At 69.4% G+C, this 21154-nt stretch carries 18 protein-coding genes; 13 read left to right on the forward strand and 5 right to left on the reverse strand.

The annotated features are described in order from the left end of the window. Positions 1-61: 61 nt before the first annotated feature. From ACFVXA_RS12625 to ACFVXA_RS12650, 6 genes are all read left to right on the forward strand, one after another. A complete protein-coding gene (locus tag ACFVXA_RS12625; protein ID WP_362029712.1) occupies positions 62-853 on the forward strand; it encodes a PspA/IM30 family protein in 792 nt (263 codons plus the stop codon). Between the two features lie 30 nt (positions 854-883). Continuing rightward, the gene (locus tag ACFVXA_RS12630; RefSeq protein WP_390024943.1) at positions 884-1162 is read left to right on the forward strand and encodes a hypothetical protein; all 279 of its coding nucleotides are present in this window, start codon (positions 884-886) and stop codon (positions 1160-1162) included. A 164-nt stretch (positions 1163-1326) separates the two neighbouring features. Then, positions 1327-2547: a histidine kinase gene (locus tag ACFVXA_RS12635; protein WP_362029651.1), complete on the forward strand. Its 1221-nt coding sequence runs from the start codon at positions 1327-1329 to the stop codon at positions 2545-2547. After that, a complete protein-coding gene (locus ACFVXA_RS12640) occupies positions 2544-3227 on the forward strand; it encodes a response regulator transcription factor (RefSeq protein ID WP_362029648.1) in 684 nt (227 codons plus the stop codon). Before ACFVXA_RS12635 ends, ACFVXA_RS12640 begins: the two co-directional genes overlap by 4 nt. Before the next feature lie 165 nt (positions 3228-3392). Beyond that, positions 3393-6521 (forward strand): efflux RND transporter permease subunit, encoded by a 3129-nt coding sequence (locus tag ACFVXA_RS12645; RefSeq protein ID WP_390024945.1) that lies wholly within the window; start codon positions 3393-3395, stop codon positions 6519-6521. A 222-nt stretch (positions 6522-6743) separates the two neighbouring features. Then, positions 6744-7859, forward strand: a complete 1116-nt coding sequence (locus ACFVXA_RS12650) for a glycoside hydrolase family 19 protein (RefSeq protein ID WP_362029642.1) — start codon at positions 6744-6746, stop codon at positions 7857-7859. 114 nt (positions 7860-7973) lie between these two features. Here the strand turns inward: ACFVXA_RS12650 and nadA are convergent, their stop codons facing one another. Beyond that, on the reverse strand, positions 7974-9158 hold the full coding sequence (gene nadA / locus ACFVXA_RS12655; RefSeq protein WP_389747385.1) for a quinolinate synthase NadA: 1185 nt from the start codon (positions 9156-9158) through the stop codon (positions 7974-7976). Between the two features lie 334 nt (positions 9159-9492). On the opposite strand from nadA, the gene ACFVXA_RS12660 reads away from it, so the two are divergent. Further along, the gene (locus ACFVXA_RS12660) at positions 9493-9849 is read left to right on the forward strand and encodes an iron-sulfur cluster assembly accessory protein (protein ID WP_028805207.1); all 357 of its coding nucleotides are present in this window, start codon (positions 9493-9495) and stop codon (positions 9847-9849) included. Positions 9850-10012: 163 nt separating this feature from the next. Here the strand turns inward: ACFVXA_RS12660 and ACFVXA_RS12665 are convergent, their stop codons facing one another. Together ACFVXA_RS12665 and ACFVXA_RS12670 are read right to left on the reverse strand one after the other, a co-directional pair. Continuing rightward, positions 10013-11848 carry a hypothetical protein gene (locus ACFVXA_RS12665; RefSeq protein ID WP_390024947.1) on the reverse strand — a complete coding sequence of 612 codons (1836 nt, stop codon included), beginning with the start codon at positions 11846-11848 and terminating at the stop codon, positions 10013-10015. A 195-nt stretch (positions 11849-12043) separates the two neighbouring features. Further along, positions 12044-12265, reverse strand: coding sequence for a hypothetical protein (locus ACFVXA_RS12670; RefSeq protein WP_362029634.1), 222 nt, complete (start codon positions 12263-12265; stop codon positions 12044-12046). Between the two features lie 133 nt (positions 12266-12398). On the opposite strand from ACFVXA_RS12670, the gene ACFVXA_RS12675 reads away from it, so the two are divergent. After that, on the forward strand, positions 12399-13373 hold the full coding sequence (locus ACFVXA_RS12675; RefSeq protein ID WP_362029631.1) for a carbohydrate kinase family protein: 975 nt from the start codon (positions 12399-12401) through the stop codon (positions 13371-13373). A gap of 216 nt (positions 13374-13589) precedes the next feature. On the opposite strand, the gene ACFVXA_RS12680 is transcribed toward ACFVXA_RS12675, so the two are convergent. After that, entirely contained in the window at positions 13590-14966 is a 1377-nt protein-coding gene (locus ACFVXA_RS12680; protein ID WP_390024949.1) for a cysteine desulfurase/sulfurtransferase TusA family protein, read from the reverse strand. A 337-nt stretch (positions 14967-15303) separates the two neighbouring features. Here ACFVXA_RS12680 and coxB point away from each other — a divergent pair, with 337 nt between their 5' ends. From coxB to ACFVXA_RS12700, 4 genes are all read left to right on the forward strand, one after another. Then, positions 15304-16263, forward strand: coding sequence for a cytochrome c oxidase subunit II (gene coxB, locus ACFVXA_RS12685; protein WP_362029625.1), 960 nt, complete (start codon positions 15304-15306; stop codon positions 16261-16263). After that, complete coding sequence (gene ctaD / locus ACFVXA_RS12690) at positions 16260-17990, forward strand: cytochrome c oxidase subunit I (protein WP_362029622.1); 1731 nt, start codon at positions 16260-16262, stop codon at positions 17988-17990. The genes coxB and ctaD overlap by 4 nt, the downstream gene beginning before the upstream one ends. Then, a complete protein-coding gene (locus ACFVXA_RS12695) occupies positions 17987-18385 on the forward strand; it encodes a cytochrome c oxidase subunit 4 (protein WP_362029619.1) in 399 nt (132 codons plus the stop codon). The genes ctaD and ACFVXA_RS12695 overlap by 4 nt, the downstream gene beginning before the upstream one ends. Positions 18386-18541: 156 nt before the next feature. Further along, positions 18542-19813 (forward strand): Ig-like domain-containing protein, encoded by a 1272-nt coding sequence (locus tag ACFVXA_RS12700; RefSeq protein WP_362029616.1) that lies wholly within the window; start codon positions 18542-18544, stop codon positions 19811-19813. A gap of 98 nt (positions 19814-19911) precedes the next feature. On the opposite strand, the gene ACFVXA_RS12705 is transcribed toward ACFVXA_RS12700, so the two are convergent. After that, on the reverse strand, positions 19912-20313 hold the full coding sequence (locus ACFVXA_RS12705) for a hypothetical protein (RefSeq protein ID WP_362029613.1): 402 nt from the start codon (positions 20311-20313) through the stop codon (positions 19912-19914). 217 nt (positions 20314-20530) lie between these two features. On the opposite strand from ACFVXA_RS12705, the gene ACFVXA_RS12710 reads away from it, so the two are divergent. Continuing rightward, positions 20531-21151 carry a heme-copper oxidase subunit III gene (locus tag ACFVXA_RS12710; RefSeq protein ID WP_362029610.1) on the forward strand — a complete coding sequence of 207 codons (621 nt, stop codon included), beginning with the start codon at positions 20531-20533 and terminating at the stop codon, positions 21149-21151. Positions 21152-21154: the final 3 nt, after the last annotated feature.

Below are 21154 nucleotides of genomic sequence, written 5' to 3' on the forward strand. Positions count from 1 at the left end.
ACTGTGGGTTCTGTTGCAGTACCTGGAGCTGGAGTCCGTCAGAAGGGGGCGCGCGAAGCCCATGAGCGGTGTCATGAAGCGTATGGGGATGATCTTCCGCGCGAAGGCGAACAAGGCCCTTGACCGGGCCGAGGACCCGCGCGAAACCCTCGATTACTCGTACCAGAAGCAGCTGGAGCTGCTCCAGAAGGTGCGCCGCGGCGTCGCGGACGTCGCGACCAGCCGCAAGCGCCTCGAACTGCAGCTGAACCAGCTCCAGAACCAGTCCACCAAGCTGGAGGACCAGGGCCGCAAGGCGCTCGCGCTCGGCCGCGAGGACCTGGCCCGCGAGGCGCTGTCGCGCCGCGCCGCCCTCCAGCAGCAGGTCACCGACCTGGAGACGCAGCACCAGACGCTCCAGGGCGAGGAGGAGAAGCTCACCCTCGCGGCCCAGCGGCTCCAGGCCAAGGTCGACGCCTTCCGCACCAAGAAGGAGACGATCAAGGCGACGTACACGGCGGCCCAGGCGCAGACCCGGATCGGGGAGGCCTTCTCCGGCATCTCCGAGGAGATGGGCGACGTCGGCATGGCCATCCAGCGGGCCGAGGACAAGACCGCGCAGCTCCAGGCGCGGGCCGGCGCGATCGACGAGCTGCTCGCCTCCGGGGCGCTCGACGACCAGTCCGGGCTGGCCAAGGACGACATCCAGAGCGAGCTGGACCGGCTCTCCGGTGGTACGGATGTAGAGCTGGAGCTGCAGCGGATGAAGGCGGAGCTGGCCGGCGGGTCGCCGCAGCAGGCGATCGAGGGCGGATCGGGCCAGTCGCAGTCGCAGTCCCAGCCGCAGGACACTCCGCGCTTCGACAAGCAGTGAGCCATGTGACCCACGCCTGAGGAGGGCGACATGATCGTACGGATCATGGGGGAGGGGCAGGTGAGGCTGGACGCCAGCCACCTCACCGAGCTGAACAAGCTGGACGACGACCTGCTGGCCGAAATGGAACGCGGCGACGAGCCCGGCTTCCGGCGCACCCTCGACGCCCTCCTGGAGGAGGTCCGCCGCCGTGGCGCCCCCCTCCCCGACGACGCCCTGCATCCCTCCGACCTCATCCTCCCGTCCCCGGACGCGACCCTCGAAGAGGTCCGCGCCATGCTGAGCGACGAGGGCCTGATCCCGGGCTGACGGCGAAGGCGGGGGCGCGGGGAACTGCGCAATCTTTTGGCGGGGCTCTGGGGGCGCAGCCCCCAGGTAGGGGACGGGTAGGGGCGGAGGGGGCGAAAACCCACCCCCGCACCACCCGGCAGCACCCGTTCCAAGCCCGCCAGGGCCCCCGTACCGTAATCCGGGTGAGCACACTGGAGCGCATGAGGGACTGGCTGCGGGCCCACCCCCTCGCCCTGGACGCCGGCCTCGCCGCAGGCGTCCTCGTCTGCATGGTCGCCGGCTCCTTCGTCGAACCCCACGGCGGGAACGGCGCGACCTGGGGCGCCCGCACCCCGAACGCCCTCAGCCTCACCCTCATGGTGCTCGGCGCCGCCGCGCTGGTCTTCCGGCGCCGCGCCCCGAAGACGGTCCTCGCGGCGACGCTCGCCGTCTCCCTGGTGGAACTGGTGACCGGCGACCCCCGCGCCCCGGTCGTGATGTCCGCCGTCGTCGCCCTCTACACGGTGGCCGCGGCCACCGACCGCCCCACGACCTGGCGCGTCGGACTGGTCACCATGACGGTCCTGACCGCGGTCGCGATGCTCGCGGGACCGATGCCCTGGTACGCCCAGGAGAACCTCGGCATCTTCGCCTGGACGGGGATGGCCGCCGCGGGCGGCGACGCCGTACGGAGCAGGCGCGCCTTCGTGCACGCCATCCGTGAACGCGCTGAACGCGCCGAACGCACCCGCGAGGAAGAGGCCCGCCGCCGCGTAGCCGAGGAGCGCCTGCGCATCGCCCGCGATCTGCACGACGTCGTCGCCCACCACATCGCGCTGGTCAATGTGCAGGCCGGAGTCGCCGCCCATGTCATGGACAAGCGCCCGGACCAGGCCAAGGAGGCGCTCGCGCACGTACGGGAGGCCAGTAGGTCAGCCCTCAACGAACTCCGTGCCACCGTGGGGCTCCTGCGTCAGTCCGGTGATCCCGAGGCGCCCACCGAGCCCGCCCCCGGTCTCGCCCGGCTCGACGAGCTCGCCGACACCTTCCGCAACGCGGGCCTGCCCGTCGAGGTGGCCCGCGCCGACCACGGCAGCAGCCTCCCCGCCGCCGTCGACCTCGCCGCGTACCGGGTCATCCAGGAGGCCCTCACCAATGTGCAGAAGCACGCGGGTCCGGAGGCGAAGGCCGAGGTCAGCGTCGTCCGCGTGGGCCCGAATGTGGAAGTGACGGTCCTCGACAACGGGCCCGGGCAGGACGACGGGCCGGAGGAGGGCGGCGGCCATGGGCTGCTCGGCATGCGCGAGCGGGTCGCCGCGCTCGGCGGCAGCTGCACGGCCGGTCCCCGGTACGGAGGCGGCTTCCGGGTCCATGCGATCCTTCCGCTCAAGAACCGCGCGCCCGCCCTGGGGGACTCCGTATGACCATCCGTGTCCTGCTCGCCGACGACCAGGCACTGCTGCGCAGCGCCTTCCGGGTGCTCGTCGACTCCGAGCCCGACATGGAAGTCGTCGGCGAGGCGTCCGACGGCGCGGAGGCCGTGCGGCTGCTGCGCCAGGAGCGGGCCGACGTCGTGCTCATGGACATCCGGATGCCGGGGACCGACGGGCTCGCCGCCACGCGGCTGATCACCGCCGATCCGGGCCTCGCGCATGTACGGGTGGTCATGCTGACGACCTTCGAGGTCGACGAGTACGTGGTGCAGTCGCTGCGGGCCGGGGCGTCCGGGTTCCTCGGGAAGGGGGCCGAGCCCGAGGAGCTGCTGAACGCCATCCGGATCGCCGCGGGCGGCGAAGCGCTGCTGTCCCCTGCGGCCACCAAAGGCCTGATCGCCAAGTTCCTCGCGCAGGGCGACGGGGCGGACGAGGAGCGGGATCCGGCCCGCACCCAGCGCCTGGACGCGCTCACCGGGCGCGAGCGCGAGGTGCTCGTCCAGGTAGCGGGCGGACACTCCAACGACGAGATCGCCGAGCGCCTCGAAGTCAGCCCCCTGACGGTGAAGACGCACGTCAACCGGGCCATGGCGAAGCTCGGCGCACGCGACAGGGCGCAACTGGTCGTCATCGCGTACGAGTCCGGGCTGGTCCGTCCAAGGGTGGACTGAGGTCCACCTGCGCGTACTGCGCCTGGAGTAGGTTCCGCATAAGGAAATGGACTCAGGGGCGACGGATCGGTGCCCTTCCATGGCTCAGGGTGTGACGTAGGGCGCTCACATGTGCCCTTTCTGCTCCACGTTCCGCTCAAGCCACAGAAGAGAGACCCGCCACCCATGTCCTGGCTGTCCAGATTCAGCCTCGCGCAACGGGCCCTCATAGGGCTGATCTCGATCGTCGCGCTCGCCTTCGGGGCGATCGCGATACCCCAGCTCAAGCAGCAGCTGCTGCCCACCATCGAACTCCCCATGGTGTCCGTGCTCGCGCCGTACCAGGGCGCCTCTCCCGATGTGGTGGAGAAGCAGGTCGTCCAGCCCATCGAGGACACCCTCGAAGCCGTCGACGGCATCACCGGCGTGACCTCCACGGCCAGCGAGGGCAACGCCGTGATCATGGCGTCCTTCGACTACGGGAACGACACCAAGCAGCTCGTGGCCGACGTCCAGCAGGCCGTCAACCGGGCCCGTGTGCAGCTCCCGGACGAGGTCGACCCGCAGGTCATCGCCGGTTCCACCGACGACATCCCGACCGTCGTGCTCGCCGTCACCTCCGGCAAGGACCAGCAGGCGCTGTCCGACCAGCTCGACCGGACCGTCGTGCCCGACCTGAAGGACATCGCCGGCGTCGGCCAGGTGACGATCGACGGCGTACGGGACCTCCAGGTCACCGTCACGCCCGACGACAGGAAGATGGCGAAGGCCGGCCTCACCTCCGCCGCCCTCGGCCAGGCCCTGCAGGCGGGCGGCGCGACGGTCCCGGCCGGCTCCTTCGACGAGGACGGCAGCAACCGCACCGTCCAGGTCGGCGGCGGCTTCACCTCCCTGAGGCAGATCCAGGACCTGATGGTCACGGGCGCCCCGGGGAAGAAGCCGGTGCGCCTCGGGGCCGTCGCCACCGTCAGGCAGGAGCAGTCCAAGGCCGACTCCATCACGCGGACGGACGGCCGCCCGAGCCTCGCCGTCAACGTCACCATGGACCACGACGGCAGCGCGGTCGCCATTTCGGACGCCGTCAAGGACAAGCTGCCCGGCATGCGCAAGGACCTGGGGGCGGGCGCGACCGTCACGGTCGTCAGCGACCAGGGCCCCGCGGTCTCGAAGGCCATCGACGGCCTGACCACCGAAGGCGCGCTCGGCCTGCTCTTCGCGGTCCTCGTGATCCTGGTCTTCCTGGCCTCGATCCGCTCGACGCTGGTCACCGCGGTGTCCATCCCGCTGTCGGTGGTCCTGGCCCTGATCGTGCTGTGGACCCGCGACCTGTCGCTCAACATGCTGACGCTCGGCGCGCTCACCATCGCCATAGGCCGGGTCGTCGACGACTCGATCGTCGTCCTGGAGAACATCAAGCGGCACATCGGGTACGGCGAGGAGCGCCGGGAGGCGATCCTCACCGCCGTCCGCGAGGTCGCGGGCGCGGTCACCTCCTCGACCCTCACCACCGTCGCCGTCTTCCTGCCCATCGGTCTGACCGGCGGCATGGTGGGCGAGCTGTTCGGCTCCTTCAGCCTGACGGTCACGGCGGCGCTGCTGGCCTCCCTGCTCGTCTCGCTGACGGTCGTGCCGGTGCTGTCGTACTGGTTCCTGCGCGCCCCGAAGGGCACCCCGGCGGACGCGGACGAGGCCCGGCGCAAGGCGGAGGAGAAGGAGGCACGCAGCCGTCTCCAGCGCTTCTACGTCCCCGTGCTGCGCTTCGCGACCCGGCGCCGGGTGACGAGCGTGCTGATCGCGGTCGCGGTCCTCATCGGCACCGGCGGCCTCGCGAGCATGCTGAAGACGAACTTCTTCGACCAGGGCGAGCAGGAAGTCCTCACCGTCAAGCAGGAGTTGAAGCCGGGCACCAGCCTGGCGGCGACCGACGCGCAGGCGAGGAAGGTCGAGAAGCTGCTGGGCGGCGTCAAGGGCGTCAAGGACTACCAGGTCACGGTCGGCTCCTCCGGCTTCATGGCCGCCTTCGGCGGCAGCACGGACACCAACCAGGCCACGTACCAGGTCATGCTGGACGACTCGGCGTCGTACGACGAGGTGCAGACCCGTATCGAGGACGGCCTCGGCAAGCTCTCCGGGATCGGTACGACCACGGTGTCGGCCGGTGACGGGTTCGGCAACCAGGACCTGAGTGTCGTGGTGAAGGCGGCCGACGCGGACGTGCTGCGCAAGGCGTCCGACCAGGTGCGCGACGAGGTGGCCAAGCTGGACGACGTCACGGACGTGACCAGCGACCTGGCGCAGAGCGTGCCGCGCATCTCGGTCAAGGCCAACTCCAAGGCCGCGGCGGCCGGTTTCGACGACGCGTCGCTCGGTGCGGCCGTCGCCGAGGCGGTCCGCGGCACGACCAGCGGCAAGGCGATCCTGGACGGCACCGAGCGGGACGTCGTCATCCGGGCGGCGAAGCCGGCCGGGACACTGGACCAGCTGCGCGACCTCCGGCTCGGTGCGGTGAAGCTTGGCGACATCGCGGACGTGAAGCTGGTCGACGGTCCGGTCTCGATGACCCGCATCGACGGTCAGCGGGCCGCCACGATCACGGCGAAGCCGACCGGCGACAACACCGGCGCGGTCAGCGCCGACCTCACGGCGAAGCTGAACGCGCTGAAGCTGCCCGCGGGCGCGACGGCGGAGATCGGCGGGGTGTCCCAGGACCAGGGCGACGCGTTCGCGTCCCTGGGCCTGGCGATGCTGGCGGCGATCGCGATCGTCTTCATGCTGCTGGTGGCGACCTTCCGTTCGCTGGCCCAGCCGCTGATCCTGCTCGTCTCCATCCCCTTCGCGGCGACGGGCGCGATCGGCCTGCTGGTCGCCACCGGCACCCCGATGGGCGTTCCGGCGATGATCGGCATGCTGATGCTCATCGGCATCGTGGTGACGAACGCGATCGTGCTGATCGATCTCATCAACCAGTACCGCAGGCAGGGGTACGGCGTCGTCGAGGCCGTGGTGGAGGGCGGCCGTCACCGTCTGCGCCCGATCCTGATGACGGCCCTGGCCACGATCTTCGCCCTGTTGCCGATGGCGCTCGGCGTCACCGGGGAAGGCGGCTTCATCGCCCAGCCGCTGGCGGTGGTCGTGATCGGCGGTCTCATCACGTCGACGCTGCTGACGCTGCTGCTGGTCCCGACGCTGTACGCGATGCTCGAACTCCGCAAGGAGCGCCGGGCGAAGAAGAAGGCGGCCAAGCGGGCGGCGAAGTCCGGCGAGGGTGTCGCCGCGGGTGACGAGGACAAGTCCCCGGAACCCGCCGGAGTCTGACAGCTCGTCCCCTCTTCGCCTCGTCCGCTTCACCCGGGCCCTCGCCCCGGCGCACGCGCGCCGGGACGAGGGCCCGTCACTTTTCGGCCCGCTTGGGTGCCGTCCGAATATTGGTCCATACCAAAACCTTGACGCCGTTTCGCTCACGCCTTAAAACAAGCGATGAACACCCCTCTTTCGACTCCCCACTTGAGCGATACCGGCGAAAGGTATGACATGGGCATGAAAATCCGGTGGAGACGTGCGGCGTACGCGGCGGTCGGCACCCTGCTGGTGGGTCTGCTGAGCGTGCTGCCCGTGTCGCCCGCCGCGGCGGCCACCGGTCAGATCAGCGGGCTGGCGGGCAAGTGCATCGACGTGGCGGGCGCCAACAGCGCCAACGGCACGGCCGTACAGCTCTACGACTGCAACGGCACCGGTGCCCAGCAGTGGAACGTCGGTTCGGACGGCACCATCCGGGCGCTCGGCAAGTGTCTGGACGTCACCGGCAACTCGACCGCCGACGGGGCGACGCTCCAGCTGTGGGACTGTTCCGGCGGCCCCAACCAGCAGTGGGTCGTCACGGCCGCCCGGGACATCGTCAACCCCCAGGCGAACAAGTGCGCCGACGTCACCGGCAACAACTCGGCCAACGGCTCCCGGCTGCAGATCTGGACCTGCACCGGCGCCGCGAACCAGAAGTGGACCGCGCCCTCCGCGGGCGGCGGCGGCACCCCGAGTGGATTCGTCGTCAGCGAGGCGCAGTTCAACCAGATGTTCCCGAGCCGGAACTCCTTCTACACCTACAGCGGTCTCACCGCCGCGCTCAGCGCCTACCCGGCCTTCGCGAACACGGGCAGCGACACGGTCAAGAAGCAGGAGGCCGCGGCCTTCCTCGCCAACGTCAGCCACGAGACCGGCGGACTGGTCTACGTGGTCGAGCAGAACACCGCCAACTACCCGACCTACTGCGACTGGGGCCAGTCGTACGGCTGCCCGGCCGGCCAGGCGGCCTACTACGGGCGCGGTCCGATCCAGCTCAGCTGGAACTTCAACTACAAGGCGGCGGGTGACGCGCTGGGCATCGACCTGCTCAACAACCCCTGGCTGGTGCAGAACGACGCGGCCGTGGCCTGGAAGACCGGCCTGTGGTACTGGAACACCCAGTCCGGCCCCGGCACCATGACCCCGCACAACGCCATGGTCAACGGCGCGGGCTTCGGCCAGACCATCCGCAGCATCAACGGCTCCCTGGAGTGCGACGGAAGGAACCCGGCGCAGGTCCAGAGCCGCGTGGACGCCTACAACCGCTTTACGTCGATCCTCGGCGTCTCGCCGGGCTCCAACCTCTACTGCTGACGGCCCTCTCCGCCGGCGGCCGTCCTCGATGAGGGTGACCGACGGCCCACCTGGATGAAGTAAGGGGTGCCCCTCCATGGGGGGCACCCCTTACCCACGTCCGACGGGAGATCCCTACGGCAGCGCGAGCATCCGCTCCAGCGCCAGCTTCGCGAACTGCTCCGTCTCGCGGTCCACCTCGATACGGTTGACCAGGTTGCCCTCGGCGAGCGACTCCAGGGTCCACACCAGGTGGGGCAGGTCGATGCGGTTCATGGTCGAGCAGAAGCAGACCGTCTTGTCGAGGAAGACGATCTCCTTGCCCTCGGGCGCGAAACGGTTCGCCAGCCGCCGTACGAGATTCAGCTCCGTACCGATCGCCCACGTGGAACCGGCCGGAGCCGCCTCCAGCGCCTTGATGATGTACTCCGTGGATCCCACGTAGTCCGCCGCGGCCACGACCTCGTGCTTGCACTCCGGGTGCACCAGCACGTTCACGCCGGGGATGCGCTTGCGGACGTCGTTCACCGAGTCGAGCGAGAAGCGGCCGTGGACCGAGCAGTGACCCCGCCACAGGATCATCTTCGCGTCCCGCAGCTGCTCGGCGGTGAGGCCGCCGTTCGGCTTGTGCGGGTTGTAGAGGACGCAGTCCTCCAGCGTCATCCCCATGTCACGGACGGCCGTGTTGCGCCCCAGGTGCTGGTCGGGCAGGAAGAGCACCTTCTCGCCCTGTTCGAAGGCCCACTCCAGCGCCCGCTGGGCATTCGACGAGGTGCAGATCGTGCCGCCGTGCTTGCCGGTGAACGCCTTGATGTCCGCGGACGAGTTCATGTACGAGACGGGCACGACCTGCTCGGCCATGCCGGCCTCGGTCAGCACGTCCCAGCACTCGGCGACCTGCTCGGCGGTGGCCATATCGGCCATCGAGCAGCCGGCCGCGAGGTCGGGCAGCACGACCTTCTGGTCGTCGCCCGTCAGGATGTCCGCCGACTCGGCCATGAAGTGCACACCGCAGAACACGATGTACTCGGCCTCCGGGCGCGCGGCCGCGTCCCGGGCCAGCTTGAAGGAGTCGCCCGTGACGTCCGCGAACTGGATGACCTCGTCGCGCTGGTAGTGGTGGCCGAGCACGAAGACCTTGTCCCCGAGCTTCTCCTTGGCCGCGCGGGCGCGCTCCACCAGGTCCGGGTCGGACGGCGAGGGCAGATCGCCGGGACACTCGACGCCCCGCTCGCTCTTCGGGTCGGCCTCACGGCCGAGCAGCAGCAGGGCGAGGGGCGTCGGCTGTACGTCGAGCTCCTGGGTCTGGGCGGTGGTCACGACACGCACCCTTTCTGTTCTGCGGCTCGCTTGGATCACCGGAGGCGATCCAGCGGGACATCCCTTTTCGTCGAATTGACGTTATCTATCATAACCGGATCACGTCACTTTGACGATGTCCATAGCGTCGATGTGACGTGAATCCCGGGCGCCTCTACGGCAGGTGACACGGAGGTGTCCGTGGGGTTGTCCACAGTCCCGTGCTGGTGTCCAGGCGTGTGTGCGAGCATGAAGAGAGAAGACACAAGACACGCGCTCGGCGCGGAATGAATCCGCGGCCCCGCCGGTTGCAACCGTCGGCAAGCAGTCTCCGTACAACCCGGGAGAGAAGCAGATGTCCGTATCGGACGAGACCACCACTGTGAGCGACGGCATCATCCTGTCCGACGCCGCCGCGGCCAAGGTCAAGGCCCTGCTCGACCAGGAAGGCCGCGACGATCTGGCACTGCGCGTCGCCGTTCAGCCCGGCGGCTGCTCCGGCCTGCGCTACCAGCTCTTCTTCGACGAGCGCTCCCTCGACGGCGATGTCGTCAAGGACTTCGGCGGCGTCAAGGTCGTCACCGACCGTATGAGCGCCCCGTACCTGGGCGGCGCCTCCATCGACTTCGTCGACACCATCGAGAAGCAGGGCTTCACGATCGACAACCCGAACGCGACGGGCTCCTGCGCCTGCGGCGACTCCTTCAGCTGAGCCCGCAGCTCTCACGGTCGAGCCCCGGGGCCCCTCCGAGGCCCCGGCTCACCGTTTCGAGCCCGTGGGCTCGCGGCCGGGCTCTTCCGGCTGACAGGCGTACGAAGGCGGCGTCCCCCTCCGACAGGGACGCCGCCTTCGCGCATCCGGAGCGCCGCGGCCACTACTGGGGCTGCATCGACTCCTGGGCCGTCGACGGCGACTGCACCGAGGCGCCGGGCACCTTGCCCTCGGGGATCTCCTTGCCGTCCGAGCCCACCACCTTGCGGTCGCCGAGCGGCTGGTCCAGGTGCACGGTCTTCTCATAGATCTTGGCGATCAGGATGCACACCTTGCCCTGCCAGGGCGTCTCGGTCACCGTGACGGTCACCTTGTCGGAGCTCTCGTTCGCCGAGGCCGAGTAGTCCGCGCACACCCCGCCCGTGAAGCTGACCGTCAGGTCCTTCCCGTCGACGGTGTAGCCCTCCACCCTGACGTCACGCGAGGCCGGCGCCGCGGTCGGCTCGTCGCCCGGCGCGGTCGGCCGCGGGCTCGGCTGCCCGGTCGGCCCCCCGGAGGGCGTCGGCGAGGTCAGGTACTGCGGGTCGACGGCCGGATGCGTCACCGTGAAGGCGCTGTCCGTGCCCGGCGTCCGTACCTCGAACAGCCAGGACGGCACCAGCGCCTGCCGCCCGTTCGCGAAGTGCGTCGCCAGCCCGAAGGTGGCCTTCTCGACCGTCACCGCCCGCGGCGTCGGCGTCACCGCCGCGTGTTCGCACGGCATCTCGTCCCGGTCCTTCAGCGGTACGGGGCTGGCGCAGCCGCCGATGCCCTTGCGCCCGCCTTCCGACGCCGACGCCGATCCGTTCATCAGGTCCAGCGTCTTCCGCGCACCGATGACCGGGTACGTGTCTCCCTTCACCGGCGTCTTCAACTGGCCGCTGCCGCCGATGACATGGCCCTCCACGTTGATCTGGAGGCCGGTCGTCCAGCCGTACGTCGGCAGCCCGCCGACCTTCGGGTCGGCGTTCACCACCCGTACCCGGTCCATGAGCTGGCTCGCGTCCAGCTTCGCGTCGTCCTGGCCGAGGGCCTTCAGCACGGGAGCGGCCGCCTTCTCGGCCGCCGCCTCGCTCACCGGACCCGGGCCCAGCCCCGCCAGACCGCTGGACCCGACGGGAACACAGCGCTTGCCCTTGGGGCAGTTGTCCGTCCCCGGAAGGTAGGAGCTGAACGTCCAGGTACCCGGCGCGTTCTTGTTCACCCGCAGGTTCGGTTCCGCGCCGTCCTTCGTGGCGCCGACCGTCCAGGCATCCCCGATCAGCCGAGGGGTGCCCTTCAGATCGAGGGCCTGCGCGAGCCGGGCCACCTCGGCCTTCGTCACCCCGCCCTCCGCCCAGTACACGGGCGCCGAGTCAGGGCCGCCGGGCAGCTCGCCGTCGGCGTGATAGGTCGCGCCGTACGGGTTGGGCTCCCCGGGCGCGATGCCGTTCGTGCCGTTCGTGCCGCCCGTACCGCTCGTCGTGCTCTCCGAGTAGCCGTCGAGGGCGAGTGTCGGGGGAGTGCCGTCGCCACCCGGGGACCCGGCCTCCCGGCCGTTCCCGCCGCCGGACGCGCTCGCCGCGAAGTACGCTCCGCCGCCCCCGACCAGCAGCACCGCGGCCGCGACAGAGGCGACGAGCACCGGGGAATGCCGACGGCGCGGCCCGGCGGGCCCGGACGGCTCGGCACCTTCGACGGGGCCCACGGCCGCCGCTCCCTCGCCGGGGCCCACGGCCTCCGCTGCCTGGACGGGGCCCACGGCCGCCGCACCCTCGGCGGGACCGTCGCTCTCGGCCGTGTTCTTGGCGGGACCGTCATCCTCCACCGTGTTCTTGGCGGGACCGTCGTCCTCCACCGTGTTCTTGGCGGGACCCTCGTTCTCGGCCGTGTCCTCGGCGGGACCGTCGCCCTCGACCGCGTTCTTCGCGGGATCCTCGGCGGGATCGGTCGCGTCGTTGTCGGGTCGCTCGGTGCTCACCGCATCGCTCCTTCGGCTCCACTGCTGTCCCATGACCCGGCCCTGTCAAAAAGGGCGTCGAAGGGTCGTATACCGCATCCCCTTTAAGGGGGACAGCGATGGGACGCAGCGGGGGAGCGCGCGGTTCCCTGCGAGCGCTCTGCGAATTCGCCCGTTCGGAGCCGTCCGCTCGCCTGACGGGTGCCTCTGGCCGGATCAGTCGCCGTAGTCGGACATCGCGTCCAGCAGCCGTGCGGAGGCGGGCGGCACGGTCACCCCGTGGATGAGTGCGGGGGAGACGGGGCGGGTACTCACCGGGGTGGGCGCCGACCAGCGCGGGGCCATCCGGGCGCAGTCACCGCGCAACGACGCCAGATCGCCTTCCAGGTCGCTTGCCGGGCCGAGCGGAGCGGAGCCGTGGACCTTGAAGTTCGTCATACCGGAACCGTAAGCACCGTGCGGTCACGAAGAAAGATCTACTATCGGGTAGTTTTGCCCGCTTCAGTGGTTCCCCGCTGACCCGGTAGCGTGAACTGTCAATCCCCTCCCCTCGCAGGAGCGTGTCCTAGCCGTGCGTATCGCAGTCACCGGCTCCATCGCCACCGACCACCTCATGACCTTCCCCGGCCGTTTCGCCGACCAGCTGGTCGCGGACCAGCTGCACACGGTCTCCCTCTCCTTCCTGGTCGACAACCTCGACGTACGCAGGGGAGGGGTCGGCGCGAACATCGCGTTCGGCATGGGCCAGCTCGGCACCCGGCCGATCCTCGTCGGGGCGGCGGGATCCGACTTCGACGAGTACCGGGCGTGGCTGGACCGCCATGGCGTCGACACCGGCTCGGTCCGCATCTCCGAGGTGCTGCACACCGCGCGCTTCGTGTGCACCACCGACGCCGACCACAACCAGATCGGCTCCTTCTACACGGGCGCGATGAGCGAGGCCCGTCTCATCGAGCTGAAGGCCGTGGCGGACCGGGTCGGCGGTCTCGACCTCGTCCTGATCGGCGCGGACGACCCCGAGGGGATGCTCCGCCACACCGAGGAGTGCCGCTCCCGCCAGATCCCCTTCGCCGCCGACTTCTCCCAGCAGATCGCCCGGATGAACGGCGACGAGATCCGGATACTGCTGGACGGAGCGACGTACCTCTTCTCGAACGAGTACGAGAAGGGGCTCATCGAGTCCAAGACCGGCTGGACCGACGAGGAGATCCTGGGCAAGGTCGGCCACCGGGTGACCACCCTCGGCGCGCAGGGCGTGCGCATCGAGCGCGCCGGCGAGGACCCGATCGAGGTCGGCTGCGCCGAGGAGGAGCGCAAGGCCGACCCCACGGGCGTCGGCGACGCCTTCCGCGCGGGTTTCCTCTCCGGGCTCGCCTGGGGCGTCTCCCTGGAGCGCGCCGCCCAGGTCGGCTGCATGCTCGCCACCCTGGTCATCGAGACGGTCGGCACCCAGGAGTACCAGCTCCGCCGCGCCCACTTCATGGACCGCTTCACCAAGGCGTACGGCCATGAGGCCGCGGCGGAGGTCCAGGAGCACCTGGCCTGATCCTGCCGGGCGACTGTGCGTGTGCCCCTGCGGGGCCGTCGTCGGCCGCGGATCCGCGGGGGCCGATCGCGCCCCCCGGATCCGCACGTCAGGACGTCCCCGCGGATCCGCACGTCAGGACGTCCCCGCGGATCCGCACGTCAGGACGTCCCCGCGGATCCGCACGTCAAGACGGCCCCGCGCCCCGTCGGGGGCGCCGCGCCGCAGCGCCCCCGGTCACGTGACCCGGCGGACCACATAGGCCGAGCCCCGGTCCGCCGGCTCCTCCCCGACGTACTCCTGCCCTCGCATCTCGCACCACGCGGGGATGTCGAGCCGTGCCGCCTCGTCGTCCGACAGGACGCGCACCGTGCCGCCCACCGGCACGTCACCGATGACCTTCGCCAGCTCGATCACGGGGATCGGGCAGCGTTTGCCGAGGGAGTCCACGACGAGGACGTCCGCGCGCACCGCCGTCGACGGCGCCGGTGCGCCGAGCTTCTCCCGCACTCCCGCCACGGCCCCTGGAAGGACCGACAGGAAGCGGTCGACGTCCTCGGACGAGGTGCCCGGCGGCAGCGACACACGGACGTTGCCCTCGCTCAGGACGCCCATCGCCTTCAGGACGTGGCTGGGCGTCAGCGTGCTGCTCGTGCACGACGAACCCGAGGAGACCGAGAAGCCCGCCCGGTCCAGTTCGTGCAGCAGCGTCTCTCCATCGACATAGAGACAGGAGAAGGTGACGATCCCCGGCAGCCGGTGGAGCTCGTCGCCGACCACCTCCACGTCCGGGACCAGTCCGGGAACCCGTACCCGGATCCGGTCCGTCAGCTCCCGCAGCCGCGCGGCCTGCGCGGCTGCCTCGGCGCGTACGGCGCGCAGCGCGGCCGCCGCGGCCACCACGGCCGGGATGTTCTCGAACCCGGCGGCACGCCCCGACTCCCGCTCGTCCGCGGGCCCTTGGGGAGCGAACCGCACCCCCTTGCGTACGACGAGCAGCCCGACCCCCGAAGGACCGCCCCATTTGTGGGCGCTCGCCGTCAGCAGCGACCAGTCGCCCTCGACCCGTCCCCAGCCCAGCGACTGCGCCGCGTCCACCAGCAGCGGCACCCCCGCCGCCCGGCACGCCTCGGCGACCTCGGCCACCGGCTGTTCCGTGCCCACCTCGTGGTTGGCGGACTGGAGGCAGGCGAGCGCGGTGCCGGGGCGCAGGGCCTTCGCGTACGCGGAAGGGGACACCCGGCCCGCCCGGTCGACCGGGATCCGGGTCACCGACCCGCCCGTCGCCTCATGGACGTCTGCCGAATGGAGTACCGACGAGTGTTCGACCGCTGACACGATCAGGTGGTCTCCGACGCGCCGCCGGCCGGCCAGCGCGCCCTCGATCCCGGAGTGCACCGCCCGGGTGCCCGACGAGGTGAAGACCAGCTCGTCCGGGCGGCAGCCCACCGCGTCGGCCGCCGCCTCGCGCGCCGCGTCGAGCAGCAGCCGGGCCCGCCGCCCCTCCCGGTAGAGCCGTGCGGGATCGGCCCACCCCTCGTCCAGGGAGGCCTGGAGCGCCTGGCGGGCGACAGGATGGAGGGGGGTGGCGGAAGCAGCGTCGAAGTAGACCACACAGCAACGCTAAGCGCCCCGAAGGGGCGCGGGGCTGTGACATTGCGCGGCTCCGCCGCGTGGGCGCGATCGATCACGGGACCCGCGGCCGCCGTCCAAGCGCCCCTCCGGTGCTGCTGGGCGCCCCAATCCCCCGTCAGAAGGCACCGGAGCCGGGCATTCCACCCCTTCGGGGTGCGTCGCGGCGCGTTGGGCACCCTCCCCGCGCGACCCCAAATAGCGTCCAGTAGGGTTTGGTCCGCATAAACATCCAAACCCCTGCCCGACGCAGGGCGGCGACCGACCAGCGAGAAGGCCGCAGCCGACCGCGCGGGCGAGACTCTCGGGAAGGCGCTACGTGAGTCCCAACGGCTCCGACCGCTCGCCGCGGCGCCCGATGCGGCGGAAGCTGCTGCAGGCACTGACTGCGGGCCTGGTCCTGGCGACCGCCACCGGTTGCACATACAAGGACTTCCCCCGCCTTGGTATGCCCACCCCGACCACGGAAGAGGCTCCGCGGATCCTCTCCCTGTGGCAGGGGTCCTGGGCGGCCGCGCTCGCCGTTGGCGTGCTGGTGTGGGGCCTGATCCTGTGGAGTGCTTTCTTCCACCGGCGCAGCCGCACCAAGGTCGAAGTTCCCCCGCAGACCCGGTACAACATGCCCATCGAGGCGTTGTACACGGTGGTCCCGCTCATCATCGTCTCGGTGCTGTTCTACTTCACCGCCCGCGACGAGTCGAAGCTCCTCAGCCTCGCCAAGAAGCCCGACGTCACGGTCAACGTGGTCGGCTTCCAGTGGAGCTGGGGCTTCAACTACATCGAGAACGTCCCCGGTTCCACCGGTGACGCGAAGACCGACAAGAACCTGGCGGCCATTCCGGACCGGTTCAAGACGGACTTCCCGGCGAACGCCGGCGGTGTCTACGACGTCGGTACGCCGGCCACGCGGAACCCGCAGACCAACAACCCCGGCCCGACCCTCTGGCTCCCCAAGGGCAAGACGGTCCGCTTCGTTCTGACTTCCCGTGACGTCATCCACTCCTTCTGGGTGGTGCCGTTCCTCATGAAGCAGGACGTCATCCCGGGTCACACCAACTCCTTCCAGGTGACCCCCAACAAGGAGGGCACCTTCCTGGGCAAGTGCGCCGAACTCTGCGGCGTCGACCACTCCCGGATGCTCTTCAACGTGAAGGTCGTCTCCCCCGAGCGCTACGAGGCCCACCTCAAGGAGCTCGCGGCGAAGGGTCAGACCGGTTACGTCCCGGCCGGCATTGAGCAGACGGGCCACGAGAAGAACCGGGAGACGAACAACCTGTGAGCATCCTCAACGAACCCCAGGGTGCCGCCGAAGACTCGTACGAGAACGAGCTGCCGGTTCGGCGCAAGCAGCCCGGCAACGTCGTGATCAAGTGGCTCACCACCACTGACCACAAGACGATCGGCACGCTGTATCTGGTCACGTCGTTCGCGTTCTTCTGCATCGGCGGCGTCATGGCGCTCCTCATGCGCGCCGAACTCGCCCGACCCGGTCTGCAGATCATGTCGAACGAGCAGTTCAACCAGGCGTTCACGATGCACGGCACGATCATGCTGCTGATGTTCGCGACGCCGCTGTTCGCCGGTTTCGCGAACTGGATCATGCCGCTGCAGATCGGCGCGCCCGACGTGGCGTTCCCGCGGCTGAACATGTTCGCCTACTGGCTCTACCTGTTCGGCTCGCTCATCGCGGTCGGCGGCTTCCTCACCCCGCAGGGCGCGGCCGACTTCGGCTGGTTCGCCTACAGCCCGCTGTCGGACGCGGTCCGCTCGCCGGGCATCGGCGCCGACATGTGGATCATGGGTCTGGCCTTCTCCGGCTTCGGCACGATCCTCGGCTCGGTCAACTTCATCACCACCATCATCTGCATGCGCGCTCCCGGCATGACGATGTTCCGCATGCCGATCTTCGTGTGGAACGTGCTGCTGACCGGTGTGCTGGTCCTGCTGGCCTTCCCGGTCCTCGCGGCCGCGCTGTTCGCCCTGGAGGCGGACCGCAAGTTCGGTGCCCATGTGTTCGACGCCGCGAATGGCGGCGCGCTGCTATGGCAACACCTCTTCTGGTTCTTCGGCCATCCAGAGGTGTACATCATCGCCTTGCCCTTCTTCGGGATCATTTCCGAAGTGATCCCAGTGTTCTCACGCAAGCCGATGTTCGGCTACATGGGCCTCATCGCGGCCACCATCTCCATCGCGGGTCTGTCCGTGACCGTGTGGGCGCACCACATGTACGTCACCGGCGGTGTGCTGCTGCCGTTCTTCTCCTTCATGACGTTCCTCATCGCCGTACCAACGGGCGTGAAGTTCTTCAACTGGATCGGAACGATGTGGAAGGGGTCCTTGAGTTTCGAGACCCCGATGCTCTGGGCCACCGGCTTCCTCATCACCTTCACCTTCGGTGGTCTGACCGGTGTCATCCTGGCCTCGCCGCCGATGGACTTCCACGTCTCCGACTCGTACTTCGTGGTGGCGCACTTCCACTACGTGGTCTTCGGCACCGTGGTGTTCGCGATGTTCTCCGGCTTCCACTTCTGGTGGCCGAAGATGACGGGCAAGATGCTCGACGAGCGGCTCGGCAAGATCACCTTCTGGACGCTGTTCGTGGGCTTCCACGGCACGTTCCTGGTCCAGCACTGGCTGGGCGCGGAGGGCATGCCGCGCCGGTACGCGGACTACCTCGCGGCCGACGGCTTCACCGCCCTGAACACGATCTCGACGATCAGCTCCTTCCTGCTCGGCCTGTCGATCCTGCCGTTCCTCTACAACGTGTGGAAGACGGCCAAGTACGGCAAGCCGGTCGGCGTCGACGACCCGTGGGGCTACGGCCGTTCTCTGGAGTGGGCGACGTCCTGCCCGCCGCCGCGGCACAACTTCCTCACCCTGCCGCGGATCCGCAGTGAATCCCCGGCGTTCGACCTGCACCACCCGGAGATCGCCGCTCTCGACCAGCTCGAGAACGCCGGTCACGGGACGTCGGCTCTGGCTGGTGGCAAGGAGGCCGGCAAGTGAAGGTCCAAGGCAAGATGTTCCTGTGGCTGTCTGCCTTCATCCTCGTCATGGCGATCGTCTATGGCGTGTGGTCGAAGGAGCCGGCCGGTACGACGGCGCTCTTCCTCGCCTTCGGTCTGAGCGTGATGATCGGCTACTACCTGGCCTTCACGGCCCGGCGGGTCGACGCTCTCGCGCAGGACAACAAGGAGGCCGACGTCGCGGACGAGGCCGGCGAGGTGGGCTTCTTCAGCCCGCACAGCTGGCAGCCGCTCGCGCTCGGTGTCGGTGGCGCGCTCGGCTTCCTGGGCGTTGTCTTCGGCTGGTGGCTGCTGTACTTCTCGGCCCCGATCATCATGATCGGCCTGTGGGGCTGGGTCTTCGAGTACTACCGCGGCGAGAGCCGCACCCAGTAGCACGCGTCGGCACCCGCTGAACACCAGGGAGCCCGGACCCTCCACACGGAGAGTCCGGGCTCCCTCGTTCGTCGCCCCCCCCGTTCGGCGTACTCCGCGTCCCTCGCACGGATCACTCGGATCGCCGGAGTTGACGGGGCCTCATAGCGTGAGTCCATGAACCACTCTCCCCGAATCCGTATGGTCGTCAGCTGCACCACGCTGGTGGTCGCAGTCGGCGCGAGCGTCACCGCCTGCGGCTCCGACGGTCACCCGCTCTCGGCGAAGCCGTACGACGCGGCGGGACAGATCTCCTTCAACGGCCCCACCGGCGACAGCCGGAAGGCAGAGAAGGTCGACCCCGACAAGCCCCTGGAGATCACCGCCACGGGCGATGACGGGCGGATCACCGACGTGACGGCCACAGACGTCTCGGGGCGCTATGTCGTGGGCGAACTCGCCGCCGACGGAAGCCGCTGGCACAGCACCTCCCCGCTGGCCGCCGGGGCCCACTACACGGTGCGGGTGAGCACCGAGGACGACGACGGCGCCCCCGGCCGCAAGGTCATCGCCTTCGACACCACCACGCCCAACACGAAGAAGGCGCTGAACGTCGAGTTCGGGCCCAAGGCGGGCGAGTACGGCGTCGGCCAGCCCGTCACGGCCACCCTCAGCATGCCGGTCAAGGACAAGGCCTCCCGCACGGTCGTCGAGCGCGCCCTCAGGGTCGACTCGACGCCCGCCGTGGAGGGCGCCTGGCACTGGGTGGACGACAAGACGCTGCACTACCGCCCCAAGGAGTACTGGCCCGTCCACGCCACGATCCAGGCGCACAGCAACCTCGCGGGCATCAAGATCGGCGACCGTCTGTGGGGCGGCAACGCCAAGGCCCTGACGCTCACCACGGGCGATCAGCTCATCGCCGTCACCGACGCCTCCGCGCACTCCATGACCGTCTTCCGCAACGGTCAGCAGATCAACCAGATCCCCGTCACCACCGGCAAGCCCGGATACGAGACCCGCAACGGCGTCAAGGTCGTCCTGGAGAAGCAGTCCTTCGTACGCATGCGCGGCACCACCGTGGGCATCGCCGAGGGCAGCTCCGACTCCTACGACCTGCCGGTGTACTACGCCACCCGCGTCACCTGGAGCGGCGAGTACGTGCACGCCGCGCCCTGGTCCGTGGGCGAGCAGGGATACGCCAACGTCAGCCACGGCTGCACCGGGATGAGCACCAGCAACGCCGAGTGGTTCTTCGACAACGTCCGCGAGGGCGACATCGTGAAGGTCGTCAACTCGAACGGCGACACGATGGACCCGTTCGGCAACGGCTTCGGCGACTGGAACCTCGACTGGAAGAAGTGGCGCAACGGCAGCGCCCTGGTGGCCGGCACCCCCGACACCCCGCCCCTGGCGGAAAAGGCCAGACTGCGCCCCGAGTCGGTGTGAGGCCGGGCCGTGTCGCCGCGCCCCGGAAGGGGCGCGGGGAACGGCGCGACCAGCCGCTGCCGGCCCACAGCCGCGAAAGCGGCGCGGGAACCGGGCTCTCAGGCGCCCAAGAGAGCCTTCGTACGCAGCAGAGAGGCCAGCGAGGCCGCGAACTCGACCGGATCCACCGGCAGGGTCACCGCGGCCTCCGCACGGCTCCACGTGGCCAGCCACGCGTCCTGCGGCCGTCCGATGAGGACAAGCACCGGCGGGCAGTTGAAGATCTCGTCCTTGATCTGGCGGCACAGCCCCATGCCGCCCATCGGCACTGCCTCGCCGTCCAGCACACAGACGTCGATCCCGCCCTTGTCCAGCTCCCTGATGACGGCGGCCGGCGTCGCGCACTCGAGGAACTCGACGGCGGGTACGTCCGGAGCGGGCCTGCGCCCGGTCGCGAGCCGCACCTGTTCGCGGGTGTTGGAGTCGTCGCTGTAGACCAGCACCGTGGCGGTCGGCTGCATTCTTCCTCCGAGACGTCAGCGTCGTACGGACATCAAGCGATCGGACATCGAGCGATCGGACTGATCGGAGCGGGCCCGATGCGCGGATGCTACTCCCTTGAACACCTCGTCAACACCGGTTCGGACAGGGCTTCGATGGGCCATACGGGCTGGACACACCCCCCCAACACCCCGAACGGCACCCCCCGGGGTGAGGGCGGGATAAGCGACCGACATAATGTCGGTCGTGGCGACAGCAACGACAGTAGAAACCGGGCACGCGCACCCGTCGGTCAATCGGCCGAACCTCACCAGCGTCGGAACCATCATCTGGCTGAGTTCCGAGCTGATGTTCTTCGCGGCCCTCTTCGCGATGTACTTCACCCTGCGATCGGTGACCGGGCCGGATCACTGGAAGACCATGGCCGAGTCGCTGAACGTTCCGTTCTCAGCGACGAACACCACGATCCTGGTGCTCTCATCACTCACCTGCCAGCTCGGCGTGTTCGCCGCCGAGCGCGGGGACGTGAAGAAGCTCCGGATGTGGTTCATCGTCACCTTCATCATGGGTGCGATCTTCATCGGCGGTCAGATCTTCGAGTACACCGAGCTGGTCAAGAAGGACGGGCTCTCGCTCTCCTCCGACCCGTACGGCTCGGTGTTCTACCTGACCACCGGCTTCCACGGCCTGCACGTGACGGGCGGCCTCATCGCCTTCCTGCTGGTCCTCGGGCGCACCTACGCGGCCCGCAGGTTCACTCACGAGCAGGCGACCGCCGCCATCGTCGTGTCCTATTACTGGCACTTCGTCGATGTCGTCTGGATCGGCCTCTTCGCCACGATCTACCTGATCAAGTAATCG

The organism is Streptomyces sp. NPDC058246, from assembly GCF_042881985.1.
Lineage (GTDB): Bacteria > Actinomycetota > Actinomycetes > Streptomycetales > Streptomycetaceae > Streptomyces.